The organism is Brachybacterium sp. GCM10030268, from assembly GCF_042666305.1.
Lineage (GTDB): Bacteria > Actinomycetota > Actinomycetes > Actinomycetales > Dermabacteraceae > Brachybacterium.
Map to the genome: position 1 here is coordinate 82,655 of NZ_JBHTCW010000010.1, position 22,238 is coordinate 104,892.

Below are 22,238 nucleotides of genomic sequence, written 5' to 3' on the forward strand. Positions count from 1 at the left end.
GATCCCCTGCTCGCTTCTCCCGAGAATTGTGGACAACTCTCTCAGCTCGCACTCATGGCAGGATGACAATGCATCCGCCCGCGAGATCGCCACACCCCAGGAGGCCTCCTCATGGCCGAGTCCCCCGGCACCAAAGCCCCGCGCCTGAGCGTTCCCACCCTCAAGTACATGGCCAAGCGCGTCCTCGCGGAGTTCTCGCGCGACGGCGGGACGGATCAGGCGGCCAAGCTCACCTACTACATGGTGCTCTCCATCGCACCGACGCTGCTGGCCCTGTTCTCCCTGGCCACGCTGCTGCTGAGAGGGTTCCAGGAGCAGATCGCCGATCTGCTCAAGGACACGATCCAGGCCGCCGTCGGCGGCAGCGGCATGCAGATGGGCGATGCCGTGGACTCGACGGTGGAGTCGCTGATGGGTTCCTCCACCGGTGGCACGATCGGTCTGATCATCGGTGTCGCCACGGCACTGTGGTCGGCGTCGGCCTATGTGAAGGCCTACGGGCGGGTGGCCAACCTGATCTACGAGATCCCCGAGGGCCGCGGCGCGATCCGGATGAACGCCTGGATGCTGGGGCTGACCGTGGTGATGATCCTGGGCATCCTGCTGATGCTCGTCTCCCTGCTGCTGAGCCAGTCCATCATCGAAGGCCTACTGGGCCCGATCGCCACCCCGCTGGGCATGAATGATCTGCTGATCTTCCTCACCCAGTCGTTCCTGCCCATCTGGGCGTGGGTGAAGTGGCCGGTGATCCTCCTGCTCGCCTTCGCGCTGATCTCGATCCTGTACTGGGGCGCGCCGAACGTGGACAAGCCGTTCCGGCTCATCTCGCCCGGCGGCGTGGTCGCGATCCTGGGCATCGCGTTCGCGGCCGTGGCGCTGTCGATCTACATGACCACGGTCGCGGGCTACTCCAGCTACGGCGCGATCGGCGGCATCATGGCGGTGCTGTTCGCCCTGTGGGTCATGAACATCGTCGTGCTGATCGGTGCGGAGGTCGACGCCGAGTTCGAGCGCGCCCGGGAGCTGGAGGCCGGGAAGCCGGCCGAGGAGAGCCTGGACCTACCCCTGCGCGAGGACAAGGGCGCCCAGAAGGCCGAGGCGAAGCACGAGGACCTCATCGACCAGGGGCGCGACATCCGCCTGCGCAATCTCCATCGCGACGCGGACGCCTACACGGGCGAGGATGCCCGACTCACTCCGCGCCACGGCGTGCCGACCGTGACGCCCGACCATGAGGGGACCGGTGGGCCCGACGAGTCCGACGGGGCGAACGGGACCGACCGGCAGCACTGACGCAGTCGACGACACGCGGTCTGTGAGCGGCCCGCGGGAAGGATTCTGAGCCCAGCAGGCCTGTCCCGCGGGATCCGACCGCGGTCTGACGCGCCCGCTGCCCCGCCCCCGTACCCTCGTGGCCATGACGAACGGACCCGATGCACGGCCGGACGCACCGGCCAGGCGCGTCCGGTTCCGCGACCCGTTCCGCTGGATCATCGAGAATCCCGGCAAGGTCGATGCGATCGTCTTCTCCGCTGCCGCATTCCTCGTGCTGCTGTTCGCCGCGGGCTCCGGAGGCATCGGCTGGTGGACCCTGTTCTCGCTGCCGATGATCGTCTCGGCCGCCGTCTGCCGGGTCCGGCCCGGGCTCGGCGTGATCCTCATCGGGTGCCTGGCCGTGATGCACGTCCCGGTCGTCCCGGTCGTCCTCGGAGACGTCCTCACGTTCTATGCGATGTTCTGCGCCGTCGCGTACGGCAGGCCAGCGGTCCACGCCCTGGGCATGGCGGCGGGGTTCCTCGGCGTGCTGGTCCAGTCGGGGTACTGGGGCATATTCCTCGCGAGCGACCCGTACGGGGATCCGCTCCAGGCGGCCGGGACATCCGCGGGCCTGTTCGTCGTCGGCATCGTCACCATCACCGCGATCTGGGCCCTGGCCAACCTTCAGCGTGCCCGGGTGCGCCAGCTGGCCCTCACCCGTGAGCGCGCCGAGCAGGCCATGCGTGAGCGCGAGCAGCGCACGGCGCTCGCGGTCGCCGACGAGCGTGCCCGCATCGCCCGCGAGATGCACGACGTCGTCGCCCACTCGCTCTCGGTGATCATCGCCCAGGCCGACGGCGGCCGCTTCATCGCCTCCCAGCAACCCGAGAAGGCAGGCGAGGTGCTGAGCACCATCGGGGAGACCGGCCGCGCCGCACTGTCGGACATGCGATCGCTGCTGGGCGTGCTCCGCCAGGAGGACGAGACCGGGTACGGACCCCAACCCGGACCCGAGATGCTCCAGGACCTCACCGAGCGGGTGCGCGCCGCAGGCCTCGAGGTCAGCCTCGAGATCGAGGGCCGGCTGGACGACCTGCCCCAGGCGCTGGGGATGTCACTGTTCCGCCTGGTCCAAGAAGCACTGACCAACGTCCTCAAGCACGCCGGGCCCGGTGCCAGCGCCGCGGTGCGGATCACCCGGAACCCCCAGCGCCTCCAGGTCGAGATCGTCGACGACGGCCAGGGCGCCGCTGCCGGCTCCGACGGGCAGGGCCATGGGCTCACCGGGATGCGTGAGCGCGTCGCCGTGTTCGGCGGGGTCCTGCAGGCCGGGCCCCTGCCGGGACACGGATACCGGGTGCTCGCCACCGTGCCTCTGGACGGCGCCGCGCCCTCTTCCGGCACGATCCCATCGGCGCCCGCCCGGTCCGCGCTGAGCCACTCCTCGCCGAGTCGGTCCCCGCAGAACCGATCCGTGCCGCCCCCTCCCGGGCAGGCTCCCTCCCCGAACCCCTGACGCATAGAGCCCCTGAGTCCCTGAACCCCTGAACCATCCGCATTCCTCCGGAGGAGACCCCATGACCGAGCCCCTCGACCGCCCCCTGCGCATCGCTCTGGTCGATGACCAGCCGCTGGTGCGCGCCGGGTTCGCCATGGTCATCGACTCGCAGCAGGACATGGAGGTCGTCGTCCAGGCGGCCGACGGCGCCGCCGCCGTCGACCAGCTCCGCGCCCGCACCGTCGACGTCGTGCTGATGGACGTGCGCATGCCCCGGATGGACGGGATCGAGGCCACCGAGAAGATCCTCGTCCAGGCCCCCGAAGGACGCGCCCCGCGCGTGGTGGTGCTGACGACCTTCGACCTCGACGAATACGTGGTCGCTGCGATCCGGGCCGGAGCCAGCGGGTTCCTGCTCAAGGATGCCCAGCCCGAGGATCTGCTCGGGGCCATCCGCACCGTGCACAGAGGGGACGCGGTGATCGCCCCATCGGCCACCCGCCGGCTGCTGGCCCGTGTGGTCGCCACCCCCGAGCCGCAGCAGAAGGACACCTCCGTCCTGGACGAGCTGACCGACCGTGAGCGCGAGGTGCTCACGCTCATGGGGCGCGGCTTCTCCAACCAGGAGATCGGCGCCGAGCTGTTCGTCGCGGAGGCGACGGTGAAGACCCACGTCGGACGGGTGCTGGCCAAGCTCGGGGCCCGCGACCGGGTCCAGGCCGTGATCATCGCGTTCGAGACCGGACTGGTCGCTCCCGGAGCCGACTGAGATGCCCGCCCCTTCGCGGATGGCCCGGTGTGTCAGCCTGCGGTATGACACCACCCCATCCTGTGGTCGCGGCCGCCTCGCAGCGTCGAGACCGCAGGAGGACGTCGGCCCTGGCCCCGGTACGGAAACATCGGTGGTGACCGCACACCTCCTCGCGAAGGACACCGATGACCGCCGAACCTCAGGCCGCCCCCGCCGCCCCCACCGGAGACGCCGCCCCCGCCATCGTCGCCCGGAACGTCACCCGCACCTACGGCACCGGTGCCGGGACGGTCACCGCCCTGGACGCGGTGGACCTCGACATCGCCCGCGGCGCATTCACCGCGATCATGGGTCCCTCCGGGTCGGGCAAGTCCACTCTCCTGCACACCCTGGCCGGTCTCGACGTCGTCGACCACGGCTCCATCCGGCTGGACGGCACCGAGATCACCGGCCTGGGCGATGACGCGCTGACCAAGCTCCGCCGCGAGCGCATCGGTTTCGTGTTCCAGTCCTTCAACCTGCTGCCGATGCTGAGCGCGGAGCAGAACATCCTGCTGCCGCTCGAGCTCGCCGGCAAGCGGGTGGACCGGGCCTGGCTGGAGACGATCACCTCCGCCTTCGGTCTCACCGATCGTCTCTCCCACCTGCCCTCGCAGCTCTCGGGCGGGCAGGTCCAGCGGGTGGCGATCTCCCGCGCGCTGGTCACCTCCCCCGCCGTCGTCTTCGCCGACGAGCCCACCGGCAACCTCGACTCGCACACCACCGAGGAAGTGCTCTCCTTCCTGCGGCTGTCGGTCGACGAGTTCGGCCAGACCGTCGTGATGGTCACCCACGAGCGCGAGGCCGCCGAGCGCGCCGACCGCATCGTGACCCTCGCCGACGGCCGCATCGCCAGCGACGAAGACCTGCGAGGGCAGCGCTGATGGCACTGCGCACCTCCGTGAAGCTGACCCCGCTGCGGCGGCACCTGGCCGCCGTCATCACCATCGCCCTGTCCTGCGCGTTCGTCGCCGTCATGGTGGTCGCCGGAAACCTCATGACTTCGGCGATGTCCACCCTGACCGCCCAGGACTACGAGGGCGCGGACCTTGAGATCCAGCGCCCGCTCTCCGACGAGGACTACGAGTCCCAGCAGCCTCTCGAGGCGCCGCAGGTCGAGGGCACAGAGGCCGTATGGCCCCAGCTGAGCAGCTCCCTCGTCCTCACCTCCGGCTCCGGCGAGGACATCTTCCTCACCTCCACGATGCTCCCGCCGGACGGGACCGGCCAGGAGCGCCTGTCCGAGGGACAGCTGCCGAGCTCGGAGTCCGAGATCGTGCTCGATACGGCCGCCGCCGAGCAGCTGGGCGTGGGCCTCGGCGACACCGTCACCATGCCCGCGGACATGTCCATGGACGGGCAGGAAGCCACCTTCACCGTGGTCGGCCTCGCCCCCGCGGCCGACGGATCGGCGTTCGGCGCGACCCCGCGCGTGCTCATCTCCGACGTCAACGCCGAGAAGCTGAACGGTCCGACCGAGGGGACGCTGACCGAGACCTGGCTGGCGACCGTCCCCGAGGGCACCGACCCCGCCGAGGTCGCGGCGCACGCCGACTCCGGCGACGTCACCGTGCGCACGGTGGAAGAGGCCGAGGAAGAGGCCACCCAGCAGGCCCTCGCCGGGTTCGGTGCCGTGGGCCTGATCCTCGCGGTGTTCGTGGTGATCGCCCTGTTCACCAGTGCCGTCGTCATCGCCAACACGTTCGCCGTCACGATCGCCCAGCGCACCCGCAGCCTGGCACTGCTGCGCACTCTCGGCGCCACCCGTTCCCAGGTGCGCGGCGTGGTGCTGCGCGAGTCGCTGACGGTGGGACTGATCGGCGGGGTCGCCGGCGCTCTCGGCGGGCACCTGCTGGTCCAGGCCGCGCTCGCCGCGGCCGCCGGGCTGGGCTGGCTCGACGGGGTCGCCCTGGTGCCCGTCAGCGTGCTCTCGGTGGCGCTCCCGCTGCTCGCGGGGATGCTGATCACCCTGGCGGCGAGCCTGGCACCGATGCGTGCAGCGACCCGGGTCGCTCCGCTGCAGGCGCTGCGCCCGGCCCCGCCCGTTCAGCACCGGGGTCTCGGCGTGCAGGGTGTGCTGGGGCTGGTCGCCGTCGTCGTCGGAGTCGCAGCGCTGGCCGGAGGCACCGCGCTGGCGCTCAACGGCACCGCGGGGCCGGGCATCCTGCTCGCCATGGCCGGCGGCGTGATCAGCTTCAGCGGTGTGCTGGCCTCCCTGATCGTCCTCACCCGCCCCCTGTCGGCTCTCGTGGCCCGGGTGATGGCCCGGATCGGGGGTCTGCCCGCGAGGATCGCCGGAGCCAATGTGGCCCGCAACCCCAAGCGCAGCGCCGCCACGGTCGCGGCCCTGCTGATCGGGACCACCCTGATGACGATGATGGCCGTCGGCGCACGCAGCGCCGAGGCGACCCTGACCTCCGAGCTCGACTCGCGCCGGCCCATCGACATGGTCCTGTCCGCCGAGCAGATGCCCGATGACGCCGCCGAGCAGGTGGCCGCGATCGACGGGATGGACGCCACGCACACTGCCGCGCGCGGGGACGTCGAGGTGGGAGCCGAAATCCCGATGACCCTGTACGGCGCCGACCCGGAAGCGGTGCGCGATACCTCGCACCGACCGGAGATGGCCGACGAGCTCCGCGAGGGAGTGGTCCTGCTCGGACAGGAACGCGCCGAGGAGTTCGGGCTCACCGACGGCCAGGTGCTGGAGATCGAGGGCGCCGACGGTGCCCCGCACGAGCTGCGCGTCCAGGTCGATGCGAATCTCCAGATGTCGCTGGTCACCCCGGGCACGCTCGAAGAGCTCGTCGGAGATGCGGCCACGCCGGTCGTCCTCGGCGACTTCGCCGACCCCGGCTCCCCCGACCGGGACGGCGTGGGCATGACCAATCTGGCGCGGGACATCCGGGACACGGCCGCCAGCGACGGCTTCGTCCAGGGCCAGGCCGACATGGGCGGTCTGGAGCGGGAGTCCTACGCACAGATCCTGAACGTCCTGCTGGGCATCACCATCGGGCTGCTCGCGGTGGCCGTACTGGTGGCGCTGGTCGGGGTGGCCAACACTCTGAGCCTCGGCGTCATCGAACGCACCGGCGAGAATGCGCTGCTGCGGGCCCTGGGCACCACCAAGCGTCAGATGCGCTCCATGCTGGGCTGGGAGGGCGTGCTGCTCGCTCTGGTCGGAGCGGTCCTCGGCATCGTGATCGGCACCGTCTACGGCGTTCTGGGCATCAATGCCCTGCTGGGCTCGGCCTACCCGGTCTCGGTCACGATCCCGTGGGGCCAGGTGGGACTGGTGCTGCTGCTGGCGATCGTCGCCGGCGGGGTGGCCTCGGTGCTGCCGGGGCGAGCCGCCGCCCGCACGGCCCCGGCCGCTGCTCTCGCCGGTGGCGAGTGAGCCCACGGGGGTGAGCTGACGCCGGATGGGCCGGCGGCTCGAGAACGGCCGCCAGCTCGAGGCGGGAGGGACTCGCACCGGACCGTTCCGGTGCGAGTCCTTTCGTGATCGGGCCCGCTCAGTCCTCGCCACGCGGCAGCGGCGTGGAGCGCACGAGCCGGGTCAGCAGCATGAAGAGGGCTATCGCCAGCACCAGAGCGAGCGTGCCCTGCCAGTACATCTGGCTGCGCAGCATGCTCGCGCCGACGAGAGCCTGGAACATCTGCCAGGTCAGACCGAAGCCGAGCCCGAACCGTCCCCGGGTGAGCACGGAGCGCGCCGCGACCGCGCAGGCGATCGCGAAGAGCACGAGGAACAGTCCCAGTCCCGTGCCGAGACGGGCCTGGAGCTGACCAGCGGTGACCATCACGAAGCAGAAGGTGGCGGCCCCGGTCAGCATCAGGGCTTCGACCACCAGCAGCACTGCGGCGCCCGGCCGGGTCCGGGGGCCTGGATCGGCGGCGTCGGCGGGGCCGGACACGCCGGTGTCCGAGGCGGCGGAGCTGCGTGCACGGGCGTCTCGGGGCATGGGGGAACTGTATCCGGCATCCCCCTCACCCGATCTCTCATCGCAGCTCGCGAGAGGCCCGAGAGGTCGCGGCGTGCCCGGGGCGCGTCCGCGGGCCGCTGCCCGGCGGCGCGAGGACCGGCCCGCCGAAGCACTCCATCGGCTCGAGCGCAACGCCTCCGTGCCGGGCATCACGCCCGCGATGGCACGGGATCGCGCCGTGTGGGAAGTACCACCCAGGTCGAGGACGTAGGCCCTTGTCGGCGCCGCGACCGGCTCAGACAATGGATTACGGCTCGAAACCGCCACCGTGACCCGCAGCAGCCTGTGCCGCTCACGGGTTCGTGGCGCCGAGCCGGTGACCCGACAACGCCCCACCCGGAGCGAACCTCGCCGCGTCGCACCCCTACGGGGCGAGGCGTGGCGTTCTGGAAAGAGAGAGTGACGATGGACTGGCGCCACCGTGCCGAGTGCCTCAACCATGATCCCGAGCTGTTCTTCCCGATCGGGAACACAGGGCCGGCGATCACGCAGATCCAGGAGGCGAAGGCGGTGTGCCAGCGGTGCGACGTCATGACGGCGTGCCTGAAGTTCGCTCTCGAGACCGGCCAGGACTCCGGCGTCTGGGGCGGCCTCTCCGAGGATGAGCGCCGCTCGCTCAAGCGCCGCAACGCGCGCGCCCGCCGCGCCAGCTGACTCGCGCTCCTGCGGCCCGCTCCCGGCTGCGCCGGTGACGGAGCCGCGGGAGAACAGGCTTGAGCCTCAGACGGTCAGCGGATCTCAGACGGTCAGCGGGTCCAAGTAGACGTCGATCGTGGCCCGGGTCCCGCCCTCGGGCCGTCCCTGCCAGGTCAGCGTCCCGCCGAGCTGACCCTGCACGAGCGTGTGGGCGATGTTCGTGCCCAGCCCGGTCGGTTTCGACCCGGCCATGCCGGTCCCGTCGTCCTCGATATCGATGACGAGATGCGAACCGGTCCGTTCGCTGCGGACGGTCAGGGTCCCCCCGGATTCGGACAAGCCGTGCTCGACGGCATTCGTGGCCAGTTCGGTCACCACCAGGGCCAGCGGCGTAGCCTCCTCCGCCCGGATCGACCCGACCCGGCCGATCTTCTCGGTGCGCACCTCCACCTGGGTCTCCGTCAGCCGCGGGGTCCCGGCGCGATGGACGGTGGCACTGGCGGCGTCGACGGCCAGGCGCAGGCAACGATCGATCACCTCGTCGAAGTGGACCGCTTCCTGGGAGCCCTGGAGCAGCGACTCATGGACCAGGGCGATCGTCGAGACCCTTCGCATGGCCTCCGTGAGAGCGTCGCGCGCCTCGTCCGTCTTCATCCGCCGCGACTGCATCCGTAGCAGCGCCGCCACCGTCTGCAGGTTGTTCTTGACGCGATGATGGACCTCGCGGATCGTCGCATCCTTGGTGATCAGCTCGCGCTCCCGGCGCCGCAGCTCCGTCACGTCACGCACCAGGACGATCGCTCCGGTGCGCTGGCCACGCTCGGTCAGCGGCACCGCGCGCAGCGAGAGGGTCCCGCCACGTGCCTGCATGTCCGAGCGCCAGGCGGCCCGACCCATCAGCACCAGCGGCAACGACTCATCCACCGGTGCTCGCGACTGCAGCACGTCGGTCGAGAGCTCGGCCAGGGTGATGCCCTCCATGTCCCCTTCGATCCCGAATCGGTGGAAGGCCGACAGCGCGTTCGGGGAGGTCCATTGGACGACACCGGCGCCGTCGAGCTCGACGACCCCGTCCCCGACGCGTGGGGCTCCGCGGCGCGGCGGGATCGGGGCGCCATCGATGGGAAACGCGCCGTTCTCGAGCATCGTCAGCAGCCGCATGCCGAGCTGGCGCTCCCTCACCGCGCTCGAGGACGGTGCCCCGTCCGCGACGGGCGATTCGACGGCCAGGACCGCGAGGGTCCGCCCGCTCTTGCGCACGGGCACCAGCAGGCCCGTGGCCTCACGGCCCTCGCGCTCGATCGGGACCATCTCGCCGGACGGCTCGGCGCCATCCAGCAGTGCGGCGATCTCGGAGCCGCCGGCATCCTCGAGGCCACTGCCCACAGGATCCTCGTAATACACGGTGGAACCGGTCGCAGGGCGGCAGTGGGCGACGGCGAGCGGGCCGTCCTCCCCCTTGATCCACAGCACGAGGTCGGATCGGAGCAGATCGGAGACCAGATTCCAGTCTCCGACCAGGTGCTGCAACCAGTCGGCCTCCTTCTCGGAGAGATCGCGATTGTCAGCGAGGAATTTGGACAGGCTCGGCATGGTCCCAGGGTAGTGCGCTGCGCTGAAAGCTCGTGTCGTACCGGGTGCGGAGCTGGCCTAGGCTGAGGGCTGACGAAACCCCTGGGGAGGACGAGGATGAAGCTTCGCGAGACACTGAACCTGCCGTTGTCGGCCCGTGCCGCTGCCGCCATGTACACCGATCCGGCATATGCCGAGATCCGCAAGCAGACGCTCGGCGCCACCCGCGCCGAGGCCACGGCCGACGGCGACCCGGCCGGCGCTTTCACCGTGCGTACCGAGCTCGCCATGCCGACCGACCGGGTCCCGGACGTCGTGCGCCCGTTCGTGGGGTCGTCGGTCACCATCCACGAGGTCCAGACCTGGTCCGCACCGGAGGCCGACGGCAGCCGCAGTGGCACCACGAAGCTCGAAGTCGCAGGCACTCCCGCAGGAATGACCGCGTCACTGCGCCTGACCCCGGCGGGCGAGCAGGCCAGCGGCGTCGTCATCGACGGGGAGCTGACGGCGAAGATTCCGCTGCTGGGTTCGCGATTGGAGAAGGCCGCCGCGCCCTACGTCACCAAGGTGCTCTGCGCGGAGGAGAAATCTGCCGCGAAGTACCAGGCGAGCGCCGCGCAGACGGACTGAGCCGGCGGCGCGTCCGGCTGAGTGACGGCCACGAGACGCTCGGCCGAGTGGCCGACGACGGGACGCTCCGCGCCGCGGCAGTCCGGCCCCGACGTGTCGGACGCGCCGGTTGTGGCCAGCTCCGGTCGTCGCCAGCTCCAGTCGTTTCAGCTCTCGAGCGTGCCGTCGTCCGCCGCGCCGTCGAGGAATGCCAGCGCCTCGGACCCTTCCGACGCGTCGAACCACAGCAGGGCCGGGTCGGTGTCGTCGGCTTCGGCCGAGGCGGCATCCAGCTCGGTGACGTGGAGGCTCGCGATCCTCGCGCGCGTGGACCCGCTCAGGACGATTCCGAACGCGCCGCCCTCCTCGTCGGCGGGCCGGGTGATCCTGTCGGGCACGTCGGCCGCGATCACGAGTGCCCGGTCTGACGCTGCACTCGCGCTGAAGGCGACGTGCACGGCGTCCTGCAGCGCCTCGTACTCCAGGTCCTCCTCGTCCTCGTCGGGACGATCCGCTCGGGCCGGGGTCGTCACGGCCCACGCGGCGCGCCCGGGTGCCAGCTCGAGGTCCGAGCCAGCGCTCTCCAGTGCGCGGCGGTCCCCGGTGGTCAGCGGCAGATAGATCCTCATACGGTCATCTTCTCACCCGGGCGACGGGATGGATTCCCCGGCGAGCGCCGGGGCACTCTGCCCGAGCACGGTCGGGGACGCCGCGATCTCCTGCAGCCCTTTGCGCAGGGCGGACCGCGGGGCGGCCTCGGCCAGCAGGGCTCCGTCCCAGGTCGCGGTGCGGCACGAGACCGGATCGTCCGGCAGCAGGCTCAGCGTGGTCACCGACACCCGCGACGTGATCAGGTCGCGGACCTTGTCTCCCGGGATCGGCGCTCCCACGCGATTGACGATCACGTGCAGCTCGTCCACTCCGAGCTCCTCGAGTCGCGCGTGGTCGCGCAGGAAGCGGGTGATGCTCACGGGGTCCGCCGTCACGACCGCGACCACCGCGTCGGCACTCTCCAGCGCGCTGATCGCGGCCGCATTGCGCTGCGGCGCCGCGGTGTCGTAGCTGAGCTCCTCGTCCTCTTCGAGCACAGCTGCCACGTCAGCGACCACAAGCCCTCCCCGACGGGCGAGAGCGTGCCAGACGCCGTCCATCGAGGTGCGCCGCAGCTCGGCCCAGCGAGCTGGGACCCCGATTCCGCTGAGCAGCCGCAGGCGCGGTTGTGCCAGCGGCAGGAGAGACTCCAGGGTCTCCTCGTCGAGGGTGTCCCGATCGTGGGCGCGGCAGGCGGCGACGAGGCCGGGAGTCTCGTCCAGGACGCCCAGCATCTGGCTCTGCGATGGCCCATAGGTATCGGCATCGACCAGGAGTGTCTCCTGACCGGCGAGCGCCGCCTCCGCGGCGAGGTTGACCGCGATCGTCGAACGGCCGCTGGAGCCCGTCGGCCCCCAGACGGCGACCAGCCGGCCGACGCGCTGCGCAGTCTCCGTGGCCGCCTCCTGCACCCAGGCGGTCGCGTCCTCCTCATCCGAGGCGACCGCTGCGCTCAGCGCCGCAAGGATCTCCTCACTCGGGGTGTCGGAGGGCAGGATGTGCCGCAGACCCAGACTGGTGCGTTCCGCGGTGTCCTGCGAACGCAGACCCACGACGGCGGCGTCCCGGAGCATCGCAGCGATCGAGTCACGCCCGAGCCCGCGCACGGAGACATCGATCAGCACGACATCACCGATCCCCGCGGCGACCACGGCCAGCGTTTCGGCGAGGTCGGCGCAGCGGCGCACCACGCGGGCCGTCCGGCTCCGGTCATGGGCCAGGTCGTGGACTATGCGCACCTCGTCCCGGCCGGAGGCGCAGAGCACGACGTCGATCACGGGTCGACTCCGTAGGCGCCGGGCACGCCGATCACGTCGAGCCGCTCCTCCTGCGAGAGAACCTCGAGAACCCCGGCCAGGCTGTCGCGGGGCACCAGCACCTCCACAGCCATCGACCTCATTCCCAAGGAGCTTCCCTCGTCGATGCTCCGGACCACAGCGTCGGAGACCAGCAGCTCCGCCGTCCCGGTGCCGCCGCTCTCGTCTCCCGGACCGGTGTGCCACAGCTCGACCGTGGCGCCCGGTCTCACGGATTCGGCAACGGTCTCGTCCACGGGGATCACGACCGGGCGCAGCGGGACATCACCTGCCTGTCCCACGGCGGACGTGGGAAGGAGTTCGCCGCCCTCGATCGTGCGGGTCGCCACCGCACCGTCAGGGATCGCCTCGAGGCTGCCGACGTAATGATCAGTGTGGTCGCCGAGCCGCATGTCGACGGTCGTGAGGTCATCCGGTGTGATCTCGTCCCCGGGGACGATGGCAGAGCGCGCGACGAGGACCGGTGTGGTCTCGGCCAGACGGGAGACCAGTAGGGCGCCCATCAGTACGCTGGCCAGCACGAGGACGATCCCGACGATCAGGCGCGGGTCCTTCCAGCGCGGCCGGCGCAGCCTCATCATCGGTGCGGTGGCCCCCACGGCATCCTCCTGCCCCCTGGCCGCGACCCGTATGGCCCGGCTCTGCCGGCGAGGCTACAACCCCTCGGCGCTCCCCCGGCCGTGTTCGCCGTGGAATGTGGACAACTCCCTCCGCGAGGCACCTGCGGCGACGTTGTCCACACCGCCTGATCGCCACAGGCGCCGAGGGTGCGAGAATATGCAGGTCTGCCAAGGTGGATCCGATCGGAAGGAGGGACGATGGCACCTCGTTTCGTACCGTTGTCCGATGTCGCCGAGATGCTCTCGATCTCTGCCTCACAGGCATATTCCCTGGTCCGGTCCGGCGAGCTGAGGGCCATCAAGGTCGGAGGGCGCGGACAGTGGAGGGTGGAGGTCTCGGAGATCGAGTCCTACATCGAGCGCAGCTACGCCGCGACCGCCCACGCCCTCGAGCAGGAGCGTGAACAGGAGCGGCGGACGTCGGACGAACGCCTCTGACTCGCTGCTCTCGATCGACCCGCGCCCAGACCCATCTGCCCCCGCCCCAGCTGCTTCCAGGCTCCGGTGCCCGGTTCCGCGCTCACCGCGGGATGACAGCGAGCAGGGCCGAGGTAGCCACGGTGATCCGGGTCGATCCGGGCACGGTGCCGGATTCTCCGGTGGGCAGGGAATTCACATCGACGGTGTCCGCACCCACGGCGGCGATCCGCGCCGTGATGCTCCCCGCCGCAGTCTCCAGTCTCACGGTGCTCCGGTCCCGCGCGATCGCGCGCAGCACCGACCCCAGTCCCAGCGGCGAGCGCAGAGACTCCTCCGGCGGCCGGGCGCGCGTGGATAACCCCTGCACCAGCGCGATGGCTCCCAGAGGGACGACGGCTCGCTGTCCGCTGCCCTCCTCCCGCAGCGAGAGCCACTCCTGACCGACGTCCTCGACCACCCCGGACAGCCGAAGGCTCTGGCCGAGATGCAGGGTGATCGAGTGCTCCCCGGCACCGCGCAGCCGATCGGCGAGCGTCAGCTGTGCGCGCTCGGCACGGGCCAGATCTTCGGAGACCGCTCGCATCTCTTCCCGCTCGTGGTGCGCGAAGCGCCCCTCGAGATCGTCGAAGATCCGCTCGAATCGCATGACGCCACTGTAGACGCGGCCGCCTCCGACACCGTTCCTCCCCCATCACGATTCTGCACAACCGTTGAACAGACGTTGTGCTGTGGGCCACGGCACGCTAGTTTGCTCTATAGCACCGTGAATGACACCAAACTGCATCAAACGACATGGACTGCAGAGGACGTGTCGCATCACGACGGGGGGACTCCATGGGGGTCGACGAGGACGCGGACGCGCCGCGCAGCACACGGCCTGCGTCGTCGCTGCTGAGCACCGTACTGGCGGCCGCAGGGACGATTGCGATGGCGACGACAGCATCCAGCCTGCTGCCCGCGGCGCTGACGGGCCACGGCGAGGAAGGACTGATCGCGTGGGTCCTCGTGGCTGCCGCCGGATCAGGCGCGTTGCTCTGCCTGTACCTGACCCTGGTGTGGGCACTCGCCTCGACCGTACTCATCGCGGGGCCGGCCACCCGGGTCGGCGCTGCACTGCTGGCCGCTCTGCGCCTGCTGGCACCCCGGATGGCACGCCGCGTGGCCGTCAGTGCGGCCGTGGCGACGACGGCCACCGGGCTGGCGCTCGTGCCTGCCACGGCCGCCAGCCCCGATGCGCAGTCCTCCGGTGCGGCGTCGCCGTCCTTCGCGATGTCCTCCGAGCTGACGCCCTCCGCTCCCTCCGAATCCGATCCGGACCCGGAGGCAGCGGCTCCCGCCTCGAGCGAGGAGGACGAGGGGACCCTGCCTGGGCTGGGGTGGGGCGACGGTCCCGCCGCCAGTGGCCACACGGATCCGGAGGGGCAGAACTCCCGGCCCGCGGACGGAGCTTCGGACCCGGAGCCGACGGAGGAGCCGGGTGCGAGCCCCGGTGCTGGCAACGCACCCGACAGCGGACCGGACGCGACCGGTTCGTCACCCCGGACCGAGGGGACCGTGATCGTGCGCCCCGGAGACAACCTCTGGAGCATCACGGACGATCTGCTCGGCACGGCGCCCGACGACCCCGCCGACATCGCCGCCGCGTGGCCACTGCTGTATGAGGCCAACCGGGGCGAGGTCGGAACCGATCCCGACCATCTCGAACCCGGGCAGGAGCTCACCGTGCCCTCGACCATTCCCATCCAGGAGCAGCCATGACGACCACCGACCAGCGCGCCGCCCGCGCGGGCGACGCCTCCGAGACCCTGCCCGCCGACGATCCCCGCGTGGTCGAACGGATGGTGGAGCCCGTGGCCCGCCGGGCCGTGGAGATCGTGCGCGACATGCGCCCGGAGAACGCACTGGCCCGGATCGTGACCCCGGAGGTCGCGAAGCTGCTGTCCCGCCGTGCGGCCCTGACGCGCCGGCTGCGGGCAGCTACGGGCTACGCTCCGCCGCAGCGACTCCTGGTCACCGGCGTGCGCACCTGCGTGGTCAACGAGCAGACCGTCGAGGCGAGCTGCGTCCTGCGCGAACCGGACCGCGCGCGATTCCTCGCGATGCGATGGGAGCTGCGGCACTCAGGATGGCGCGTCACGGTTCTGGAGATCGGCTGAACAGCCGAACGTCACCGCGACACGGCAGCGGTCTCGCCCGACGAGCCGAACAGCCCTTCGGGCGAGCCTGATCAGCGCCGGCGGCGACTGCGGCGCTGGGACCGGTTCTGCCCGGCTCCCGTGGGAGCGCCTTCCGGCTTGTCCTGCGGCGTATCACTGACGGCGCGCTCGCCGGCGGGAGCCTTCTTGGCTCGTCGTGCCTGTCGGCGACGCTGGGCACGAGAGAGCGTCGAGTCATCCTGGACGCCGGTGCCCTCCGCCGAGGTGTACCGCAGCTGCCCCGAGCTGGGACGGTCATCCAGACCCTTGGCGGTGATCACGACCTGGTTCTCCTCCGCGAGGACGTCCGAAGGCGCGTCGGCCTCCTCAGCGGATTCCTCCGGAGTCGCCGCCTGGGGCTCGTCGGCCTCGGCCTCAGTGTCGGCGTCGGCGCCTGTCGCCGAGCCCGAGCTGTCAATGCCCGCCCCCGCGTCGGCCGTCCCGTCGTCCGCCGCCTCGTCGGCGGCCTCACCATCGGCAGCCGCGGACGTGCCGGTACTGCTCGACGCTGCCGCCGCTCCCACCACGGCCTTCTGGCCGCCGGAGGGGCGCAGCAGGTTGCTCACCGATTGCGGGACCACGGATTCGGTCTTCTCGACCTGCACCTCGAGGTTGTAGATGTAGCCGACCACATCCTCCTTGATGCCCGCGATCATCTCGTTGAACATCAGGTGGCCCTCGCGCTCGTACTCGATGAGCGGGTCGCGCTGGGCCATGGCTCGCAGGCCGATGCCCTCCTTGAGGTAGTCCATCTCGTAGAGGTGCTCGCGCCAGCGACGGTCCATGACCGACAGCAGCACTCGCCGCTGCAGCTGGTGCAGACCCTCCTCGCCGAGCTCCTCGGCGCGCTTCTCGTACGCGACGCGGGCGTCGGCGAGGATCTCCTCCTTGAGCACGGCGGCCGTGAGGTCCTCCTTGCCGCCGACCTCTTCGATCAGCTCCTCCGCCGTGATCGAGACCGGGTAGGCCGGGCGCAGCGCGCCCCACAGCTCCTCGAGGTCGTAGTCCTCGGGGTTCTTGCCCTTGGTGTGAGCGTCGATGGTGCCGCCGATGACCTCGTCGATGAACCGCTCAACGTGCTCGTCGAGGTCCTCGCCCTCGAGGATGCGGGCGCGCTCCTCGTACAGCTTCTTGCGCTGCTTGGTCAGCACGTTGTCGTACTTCAGGACGTTCTTGCGGATCTCGGCGTTGCGCGACTCGATGGAGTTCTGGGCACGCTGGATGGCGCCGGAGACCATGCGGCCCGTCAGTGGGATCGATTCGTCGACCCCGCCGCGGGCCAGCAGGGACTCCGCCGCGCCCGAGTTGAACAGGCGCATCAGGTCGTCCTGCAGGGACAGGTAGAAGCGGGACTCGCCCGGGTCGCCCTGGCGGCCGGAACGGCCGCGCAGCTGGTTGTCGATGCGGCGGGACTCGTGGCGCTCGGTGCCCAGCACGTACAGGCCGCCGAGCTCGACGACCTCATCGTGCTGCTCGGCCACGGCCTCCTTGGCCTTCTCCAGCTCCTCGTCCCAGGCGGCCTCGTAGGCCTCAGGGTCCTCCTCGGCGTCCAGACCGCGCTTCTCCAGCGCGGCGTGCGCCATGAACTCGACGTTGCCACCGAGCATGATGTCGGTGCCGCGACCGGCCATGTTGGTGGCCACGGTGACGGCGCCCTTGGCGCCGGCCATCGCGATGATGGCGGCCTCACTGGCGTGGTTCTTCGCGTTGAGCACCTCGTGGTCGACGCCCTGCGCGGTCAGCAGCTTGGAGAGGTACTCCGACTTCTCGACGCTGGTGGTGCCCACCAGCACCGGCTGTCCCCGGTCGTGGCGCTCGACGATGTCCTCGACCACGGCGTCGAACTTCGCCTTCTCGGTGCGGTAGATGCGGTCGGGCTGGTCCTCGCGCTGCATCGGCTTGTGCGTGGGGATGGGCACCACACCGAGGGAGTAGGTGTTCATGAACTCGGCGGCCTCGGTCTCGGCCGTACCGGTCATGCCCGCGAGCTTGTCGTAGAGCTTGAAGTAGTTCTGGAGGGTGATCGTGGCCAGAGTCTGGTTCTCCGCCTTGATCTTCACCCCCTCCTTGGCCTCGATGGCCTGGTGCATGCCCTCGTTGTAGCGACGGCCGGCAAGGATGCGGCCGGTGTGCTCGTCGACGATGAGCACCTCGCCGTTGAGGATGACGTAGTCCTTGTCCTTCTTGAACAGCTCCTTGGCCTTGATCGCGTTGTTGAGGAACCCGATCAGAGGCGTGTTCAGGGACTCGTAGAGGTTCTCGATGCCCAGGTGATCCTCGACCTTGTCGATCCCGGACTCGAGCACGCCGACGGTGCGCTTCTTCTCGTCGACCTCGTAGTCGCGGTCACGGCGCAGCAGCTTCACGACCTTGGCGAACTCGCTGTACCACTTGTTGGCGTCACCGCTGGCCGGGCCGGAGATGATCAGCGGGGTCCGGGACTCGTCGATGAGGATGGAGTCGACCTCGTCGACGATCGCGAAGCTGTGCCCGCGCTGGACCCGGTCGTCCGGCGAGAGCGCCATGTTGTCGCGCAGGTAGTCGAAGCCGAACTCGTTGTTCGTGCCGTAGGTGATGTCGGCGGCGTACTGCTCACGGCGCTCGGCCGGAGTCATGCCGGACTTGATGACCCCCGTGGTCAGGCCCAGGCTGCGGAACACGCGGCCCATCAGATCGCTCTGGTAGCCGGCGAGGTAGTCGTTGACCGTGACGATGTGGACGCCCTTGCCGGCCAGCGCGTTGAGATACGCGGGCAGGGTGGCGACCAGGGTCTTGCCCTCACCGGTCTTCATCTCGGCGATGCTGCCGCGGTGCAGGGCGGCACCGCCCATGATCTGCACGTCGAAGGGGCGCTGGCCCAGGGTGCGGTCGGCCGCCTCGCGGACCGCTGCGAAGGCCTCGACCAGAATGTCGTCAAGGGTCTCGCCGTCCTCCAGCCGCTCCGTGAAGCGGTCGGTCTCCTCCCGCAGCTCGTCGTCGCTGAGTTCGCTGAAGACGTCCCCAGCCTGACCCACCTTCCGCGCGATGACTTCGAGCCGGCGCAGTTCCCGGCCTTCGCCGGCGCGCAGGATCTTGTCGAAGAGGTTGACCACTCGTGCTCCCGTGAATGTCTGTATACGTCCTCGCGGACGGTTGGTGCCTGACCCATCGTAAGCGTCAGGGCAAGTGGAGATGACGGGATGCGGGCACCGTCACTGCGCGGCGCCGTCCGCGGCGACCCGGGCGGACACCGCCGGGACACGATCTGCGGTGCCGGTGGGAGGATCTGCGGTGTCTATGGCAGACGGTGTCAGATCCTCCGCGTCTGCTGCGTCCGCTGGGTCTGCTGCGTCCGCTGAGTCTGCTGTGAACGCCGGCGGGGCCCAGGTCGCCGCCTCCACGTGCTCGGCCAGGGCACGTGCGAGCTCGCCGGTCCCGGGCCCGGTGAGCACATCGATCCGCTCGAGTCCCTGCCAGTGGGCCGCGCGCTGCAGTTCCCCCGCCAGCGCCCGGGCCACGGAGTCATCCCCGGGACGCTGTCGCGAGGGCAGGTGGGGCAGCGGTTCGCGGAAGGTGCCGCGGACCTCGAGCACGCCGCGGGCGCGGTCCGCCTTGAGATCCACCCGAGCCGGGATGACGTCCCCCTGCAGGAAGAGCAGCGAGTAGTACCCCGTGGTGCGGCGGTGTGCGGGGGTATAGATGCCGATGCGGTACTCCACGTCGAACAGCTGGGACAGCCGCGGCCGGTGGAAGACGATCGGGTCGAAGGGGCTGACCAGGGCAGCGGTGCGCAACGGGGTCGGCCGCGGCGCCTCCCGGTGCAGCAGCATGGGAAGGCGACCGGCAGGGTGGACGACCTCGACCTCGGTGAGCTCCCCGGTGGCCAGCAGATCCTCGACGGCGGGCCGCGCCTCGCGCATCCGCAGCCGGAAATAGTCGGCGAGCGCCCCGACGTCGGCGATGCCGAGCGAACGGGCCGCCAGGGCCACCAGCGCCCGGACCGCGTCGGCCTCGTTCTGTGCACCCGGCGTGCCAGAGACCTCCGGGGCCTCGGCCGTCGGCTCCTCCCCCGAGCTGCCGGACTCATCCTGCTCGCCGGCCGTCGCAGGGTCGAGCGCGGACGGGGCCGCGTCCTCGTCGAGCACGTAGAGCCGTTCGAACTGGGAATTGCGGCCGACGGCGTCCAGCGCTCCGGAGCGGAACAGGTACTCCACGGCCCACTGGCTGGAGGTGCGCCGCCACCCCCACCCGTCGCCGCGCTCGGTGTCGCCCAGATGCCGGGACACGGCCGCGGCGCTCGCGGGGCCGAGCTCACGGAGGGTCGCGAGGATGTTCGCCAGCAGCTGCGGCGAGGACGCCGCGGCCGCGCGCACTGCGCCCCAGTCCTGGCGGGCCGCGGCGCGACGGCGGAAGGCCAGCAGGCGATGAACCTCGTGGGTCGTATAGGCCGCCTCGTGGGCGAGGGCCTCGCGCACCAGTCGGGCCGGGCCGGGGCGGGCCAGCCGATCCAGCACCGCGGGGTCCCAGCTGCCGGTGCGCGTGAAGACCGGCAGGTGGTGGGCGCGGGCGAAGATGCTGACGGAGTCGATCTGGAGCAGATGGGTGCGGGCCAGGGTGCGTTCCAGCGCGCGGCGACTGGCGGCCGCCGACGGGACGGCCGTACGGCGCGCGGGCCCCATCCCTTGGGCGCGGAGGGCGATGCGCCGTGCCTGCGTCCAGCTGATCGTGGAGGTCACCAGTGGGTCTCCCTGTCGGGCGGTGCGGGGACGGAGGGTTCGGGACGAGGGGTCCCACAGCACCGGGCGGGAGGGCGCGTATCTCGCTCCTCCCGCCCGGAGGCGTCTCGGGGTCTCAGGACGACTGCAGCTCCGAATCGAGCTCGATCACACCGTAGTTCCAGCCCTTGCGGCGGTAGACCACCTTGGGGTTGCCGGAGTCGGCATCGACGAAGAGGAAGAAGTCATGGCCGACGAGCTCCATCTGGTACAGGGCATCATCGACGGCCATGGGTGTGGCGGGGTGCTTCTTCTCGCGGATCACCACGGGGCTGCCGGACTCGGCCACATCCAGCTCGGAGACGTCCGCAGGGTTCGCAGCCTCCGACTGGTCCGGGTTCTCGGGACGCTCGGGATCATCGGTCTCTCTCCGGGTCCCGTCGGCCCCGGAGACGCTTGCGCCGGCGGCGGCCCGCGGCTCGGTGGCGGGTTCCACCGGCGTCTCCTGGAGCGGGACGGGCAGTTCCTGGTCCGCGGGCATGGTGCGCACGCTGGCACCGGTTCCGTGATGGGCGCGGTCGCGACCGCGGTGACGGTCCTTGCGCCGGTCCCTGGCACGGCGGAGGCGTTCGAGCAGCTTCCCGTAGGCGATGTCGAGGGCGCCGAAGAGGTCGTCCGCCCGCGCTTCCGAGCGGATCACGGCGCCGTTGTCATGGACGGTGAGCTCGACACGGTCGCTGAGCTCGCTCTGCCTGGGGTTCTTCTCCTGTGAGATCTCCACATCCACTCGCAGCGCCGTGGGGGCGAACTGGGTGACCTTGTCGAGCTTGTCGGTGAGATGGCGACGGAAACGATCCGGGACGTCCATGTGACGTCCGACGACATTGATCTCCATGAGATGTTCTCCTCCAATCCGGGTGCGGCCGCTCTGAGCCCGGCCGCAGTGGCTCGTCGGCTGGGGTGCGCACCTCCTGAGAGAGAGGGACTCGTCATCCTGTGACGAGACGCACCAGCATGCCACGTTTTGCTCGACGTTTCCTGGCCTTGCGCCCCTGGGACCAAAAAAAATCCCGGCGTGCGCTGCATGGGGTCCGTGCGGATCCGCCGTGTTCCCGCAGGAGGGTGCGGCCATCGCTTCACGGTGCTGCGCCCGGCGGCACGGCCGGTGCCGGAACGCGCGCCGAGGCGATGACCACGGCGCCGAGCACCCTCGCCCCCGCCTCGGTCAGCGCCTCGTGCATCCCGCGCAGGGTCGCGCCGGTGGTGACGATGTCGTCGACGATCACCACCGGGGCGCGGTCCTCCCCGGCGCGCCGGGCCGCCGCCGGGGACAGCCGGATCCGACGGGTGCGGCGCTGCCGGGCTCCCTGCCCCTCCTGGCCGGTGGTGGGAACTGCTCGCAGCAGCCGGGCCCGGCCCGCGCCCAGCCGCGCCAGGTCCCGGGCCAGCTCGCCGGTGTGATCCTCGCCCCGGCGCAGCCGGGCGCTGCGGCGCGAGGGCACCGGCACCAGCAGGGGGCGCCTCACCCGCGCCTCGGCCGCCAGGGTGGTGACCGCCGGGGCGAGGGCCGGCGCGATCCGGCGGCCGAGATGGAGCATCCCGCCGTTCTTCCAGGCGAGCACCATGCGCTGCAGGTCGCCCGCATACTCCCCGAGGGCGAGCACGGGCAGCAGGCTGGTGTGGTCCACGCCGGCGGGACGGTGCGCCCCCTCCTCGCGGACGCGCGCCGCGGAGAGCTGCTGGAGAGCATCGCAGCAGGACTCGACGCGGACCGGAGGGGACTCCAGCGCCGCGGCGCAGCCCGGGCACAGCCAGGCCCCGTCCGTGCCGCACGGGCACTGCCGCGGCGCGACCAGTGCGCAGGTCTGGGCCGCGACCTCACGGATCCTCGGCAGCAGACCGCCTCTCGCATCGTCCATCTCCCGATCCCATCGCACGCCGACCCGGCGCACGAGGGGCCGGGGCCGTTCGGGGACGGACGAGCTGTGGGGAGGACAGGTGGCACGAGCCGATCAGCGGTGCCGCGCGCTGCCGAGGACGACCGACTCACCGGA

At 70.8% G+C, this 22,238-nt stretch carries 20 protein-coding genes; 10 read left to right on the forward strand and 10 right to left on the reverse strand.

Annotated features, from left to right (window positions below):
* Positions 1-111 precede the first annotated feature (111 nt).
* The 5 genes from ACFQRD_RS13540 to ACFQRD_RS13560 all read left to right on the forward strand — a co-directional run bounded on the left by ACFQRD_RS13540 (position 112) and on the right by ACFQRD_RS13560 (position 6,942).
* Entirely contained in the window at positions 112-1,293 is a 1,182-nt protein-coding gene (locus ACFQRD_RS13540; RefSeq protein ID WP_377792840.1) for a YihY/virulence factor BrkB family protein, read from the forward strand.
* Between the two features lie 124 nt (positions 1,294-1,417).
* Complete coding sequence (locus ACFQRD_RS13545) at positions 1,418-2,773, forward strand: sensor histidine kinase (protein WP_377792839.1); 1,356 nt, start codon at positions 1,418-1,420, stop codon at positions 2,771-2,773.
* A gap of 61 nt (positions 2,774-2,834) precedes the next feature.
* Entirely contained in the window at positions 2,835-3,524 is a 690-nt protein-coding gene (locus tag ACFQRD_RS13550) for a response regulator (RefSeq protein WP_377792837.1), read from the forward strand.
* A gap of 167 nt (positions 3,525-3,691) precedes the next feature.
* Positions 3,692-4,429 carry an ABC transporter ATP-binding protein gene (locus ACFQRD_RS13555; protein ID WP_377792836.1) on the forward strand — a complete coding sequence of 246 codons (738 nt, stop codon included), beginning with the start codon at positions 3,692-3,694 and terminating at the stop codon, positions 4,427-4,429.
* Complete coding sequence (locus ACFQRD_RS13560; RefSeq protein ID WP_377792835.1) at positions 4,429-6,942, forward strand: ABC transporter permease; 2,514 nt, start codon at positions 4,429-4,431, stop codon at positions 6,940-6,942. Before ACFQRD_RS13555 ends, ACFQRD_RS13560 begins: the two co-directional genes overlap by 1 nt.
* A 118-nt stretch (positions 6,943-7,060) precedes the next feature.
* Here ACFQRD_RS13560 and ACFQRD_RS13565 read toward each other — a convergent pair whose 3' ends face one another.
* A complete protein-coding gene (locus ACFQRD_RS13565) occupies positions 7,061-7,510 on the reverse strand; it encodes a hypothetical protein (protein WP_377017378.1) in 450 nt (149 codons plus the stop codon).
* 426 nt (positions 7,511-7,936) lie between these two features.
* Between ACFQRD_RS13565 and ACFQRD_RS13570 the strand changes: the two genes are divergently transcribed.
* Positions 7,937-8,185, forward strand: a complete 249-nt coding sequence (locus tag ACFQRD_RS13570; protein WP_377017376.1) for a WhiB family transcriptional regulator — start codon at positions 7,937-7,939, stop codon at positions 8,183-8,185.
* An 84-nt stretch (positions 8,186-8,269) separates the two neighbouring features.
* Here the strand turns inward: ACFQRD_RS13570 and ACFQRD_RS13575 are convergent, their stop codons facing one another.
* Positions 8,270-9,760 carry a sensor histidine kinase gene (locus ACFQRD_RS13575; RefSeq protein ID WP_377017374.1) on the reverse strand — a complete coding sequence of 497 codons (1,491 nt, stop codon included), beginning with the start codon at positions 9,758-9,760 and terminating at the stop codon, positions 8,270-8,272.
* Positions 9,761-9,856: 96 nt separating this feature from the next.
* Here ACFQRD_RS13575 and ACFQRD_RS13580 point away from each other — a divergent pair, with 96 nt between their 5' ends.
* Positions 9,857-10,369 (forward strand): DUF2505 domain-containing protein, encoded by a 513-nt coding sequence (locus tag ACFQRD_RS13580; RefSeq protein ID WP_377017371.1) that lies wholly within the window; start codon positions 9,857-9,859, stop codon positions 10,367-10,369.
* Between the two features lie 146 nt (positions 10,370-10,515).
* On the opposite strand, the gene ACFQRD_RS13585 is transcribed toward ACFQRD_RS13580, so the two are convergent.
* Genes ACFQRD_RS13585 through ACFQRD_RS13595 form a run of 3 tightly spaced genes read right to left on the reverse strand, consistent with a single transcriptional unit; the run spans position 10,516 to position 12,854 of the window.
* The gene (locus ACFQRD_RS13585) at positions 10,516-10,977 is read right to left on the reverse strand and encodes a DUF6912 family protein (RefSeq protein ID WP_377017369.1); all 462 of its coding nucleotides are present in this window, start codon (positions 10,975-10,977) and stop codon (positions 10,516-10,518) included.
* A 12-nt stretch (positions 10,978-10,989) separates the two neighbouring features.
* Positions 10,990-12,216: a CpaE family protein gene (locus tag ACFQRD_RS13590; RefSeq protein WP_377017367.1), complete on the reverse strand. Its 1,227-nt coding sequence runs from the start codon at positions 12,214-12,216 to the stop codon at positions 10,990-10,992.
* Positions 12,213-12,854, reverse strand: a complete 642-nt coding sequence (locus tag ACFQRD_RS13595) for an SAF domain-containing protein (protein ID WP_377017365.1) — start codon at positions 12,852-12,854, stop codon at positions 12,213-12,215. The genes ACFQRD_RS13590 and ACFQRD_RS13595 overlap by 4 nt, the downstream gene beginning before the upstream one ends.
* A gap of 219 nt (positions 12,855-13,073) precedes the next feature.
* Here ACFQRD_RS13595 and ACFQRD_RS13600 point away from each other — a divergent pair, with 219 nt between their 5' ends.
* Complete coding sequence (locus tag ACFQRD_RS13600) at positions 13,074-13,313, forward strand: helix-turn-helix domain-containing protein (RefSeq protein ID WP_377017363.1); 240 nt, start codon at positions 13,074-13,076, stop codon at positions 13,311-13,313.
* Between the two features lie 82 nt (positions 13,314-13,395).
* On the opposite strand, the gene ACFQRD_RS13605 is transcribed toward ACFQRD_RS13600, so the two are convergent.
* Positions 13,396-13,941: a hypothetical protein gene (locus ACFQRD_RS13605; protein ID WP_377017361.1), complete on the reverse strand. Its 546-nt coding sequence runs from the start codon at positions 13,939-13,941 to the stop codon at positions 13,396-13,398.
* A 281-nt stretch (positions 13,942-14,222) separates the two neighbouring features.
* Here ACFQRD_RS13605 and ACFQRD_RS13610 point away from each other — a divergent pair, with 281 nt between their 5' ends.
* Both ACFQRD_RS13610 and ACFQRD_RS13615 read left to right on the forward strand, forming a co-directional pair.
* Positions 14,223-15,053 (forward strand): LysM peptidoglycan-binding domain-containing protein, encoded by an 831-nt coding sequence (locus tag ACFQRD_RS13610; protein WP_377017359.1) that lies wholly within the window; start codon positions 14,223-14,225, stop codon positions 15,051-15,053.
* Positions 15,050-15,451, forward strand: a complete 402-nt coding sequence (locus ACFQRD_RS13615) for an Rv3235 family protein (RefSeq protein WP_377017357.1) — start codon at positions 15,050-15,052, stop codon at positions 15,449-15,451. The genes ACFQRD_RS13610 and ACFQRD_RS13615 overlap by 4 nt, the downstream gene beginning before the upstream one ends.
* A 71-nt stretch (positions 15,452-15,522) precedes the next feature.
* Here ACFQRD_RS13615 and secA read toward each other — a convergent pair whose 3' ends face one another.
* The 4 genes from secA to ACFQRD_RS13635 form a co-directional block, all read right to left on the reverse strand.
* The gene (secA, locus tag ACFQRD_RS13620) at positions 15,523-18,582 is read right to left on the reverse strand and encodes a preprotein translocase subunit SecA (RefSeq protein WP_377017355.1); all 3,060 of its coding nucleotides are present in this window, start codon (positions 18,580-18,582) and stop codon (positions 15,523-15,525) included.
* A gap of 99 nt (positions 18,583-18,681) precedes the next feature.
* Positions 18,682-20,205: a winged helix-turn-helix domain-containing protein gene (locus tag ACFQRD_RS13625; protein ID WP_377017352.1), complete on the reverse strand. Its 1,524-nt coding sequence runs from the start codon at positions 20,203-20,205 to the stop codon at positions 18,682-18,684.
* A 115-nt stretch (positions 20,206-20,320) separates the two neighbouring features.
* Entirely contained in the window at positions 20,321-21,079 is a 759-nt protein-coding gene (hpf, locus tag ACFQRD_RS13630) for a ribosome hibernation-promoting factor, HPF/YfiA family (protein ID WP_377017350.1), read from the reverse strand.
* 241 nt (positions 21,080-21,320) lie between these two features.
* Positions 21,321-22,103, reverse strand: a complete 783-nt coding sequence (locus ACFQRD_RS13635) for a ComF family protein (protein WP_377017348.1) — start codon at positions 22,101-22,103, stop codon at positions 21,321-21,323.
* Positions 22,104-22,238 lie beyond the last annotated feature (135 nt).

Coding starts and splice junctions, on each gene's coding strand:
- hpf (WP_377017350.1), bottom strand. CDS start 21,079: ATGGAGATCAATGTCGTCGGACGTCACATGGACGTCCCGGATCGTTTC.
- ACFQRD_RS13550 (WP_377792837.1), top strand. CDS start 2,835: ATGACCGAGCCCCTCGACCGCCCCCTGCGCATCGCTCTGGTCGATGAC.
- ACFQRD_RS13600 (WP_377017363.1), top strand. CDS start 13,074: ATGGCACCTCGTTTCGTACCGTTGTCCGATGTCGCCGAGATGCTCTCG.
- ACFQRD_RS13585 (WP_377017369.1), bottom strand. CDS start 10,977: ATGAGGATCTATCTGCCGCTGACCACCGGGGACCGCCGCGCACTGGAG.
- ACFQRD_RS13635 (WP_377017348.1), bottom strand. CDS start 22,103: ATGGACGATGCGAGAGGCGGTCTGCTGCCGAGGATCCGTGAGGTCGCG.
- ACFQRD_RS13610 (WP_377017359.1), top strand. CDS start 14,223: ATGGCGACGACAGCATCCAGCCTGCTGCCCGCGGCGCTGACGGGCCAC.
- ACFQRD_RS13540 (WP_377792840.1), top strand. CDS start 112: ATGGCCGAGTCCCCCGGCACCAAAGCCCCGCGCCTGAGCGTTCCCACC.
- ACFQRD_RS13555 (WP_377792836.1), top strand. CDS start 3,692: ATGACCGCCGAACCTCAGGCCGCCCCCGCCGCCCCCACCGGAGACGCC.
- ACFQRD_RS13545 (WP_377792839.1), top strand. CDS start 1,418: ATGACGAACGGACCCGATGCACGGCCGGACGCACCGGCCAGGCGCGTC.
- ACFQRD_RS13575 (WP_377017374.1), bottom strand. CDS start 9,760: ATGCCGAGCCTGTCCAAATTCCTCGCTGACAATCGCGATCTCTCCGAG.
- ACFQRD_RS13560 (WP_377792835.1), top strand. CDS start 4,429: ATGGCACTGCGCACCTCCGTGAAGCTGACCCCGCTGCGGCGGCACCTG.
- ACFQRD_RS13570 (WP_377017376.1), top strand. CDS start 7,937: ATGGACTGGCGCCACCGTGCCGAGTGCCTCAACCATGATCCCGAGCTG.
- ACFQRD_RS13580 (WP_377017371.1), top strand. CDS start 9,857: ATGAAGCTTCGCGAGACACTGAACCTGCCGTTGTCGGCCCGTGCCGCT.
- ACFQRD_RS13615 (WP_377017357.1), top strand. CDS start 15,050: ATGACGACCACCGACCAGCGCGCCGCCCGCGCGGGCGACGCCTCCGAG.
- ACFQRD_RS13605 (WP_377017361.1), bottom strand. CDS start 13,941: ATGCGATTCGAGCGGATCTTCGACGATCTCGAGGGGCGCTTCGCGCAC.
- ACFQRD_RS13565 (WP_377017378.1), bottom strand. CDS start 7,510: ATGCCCCGAGACGCCCGTGCACGCAGCTCCGCCGCCTCGGACACCGGC.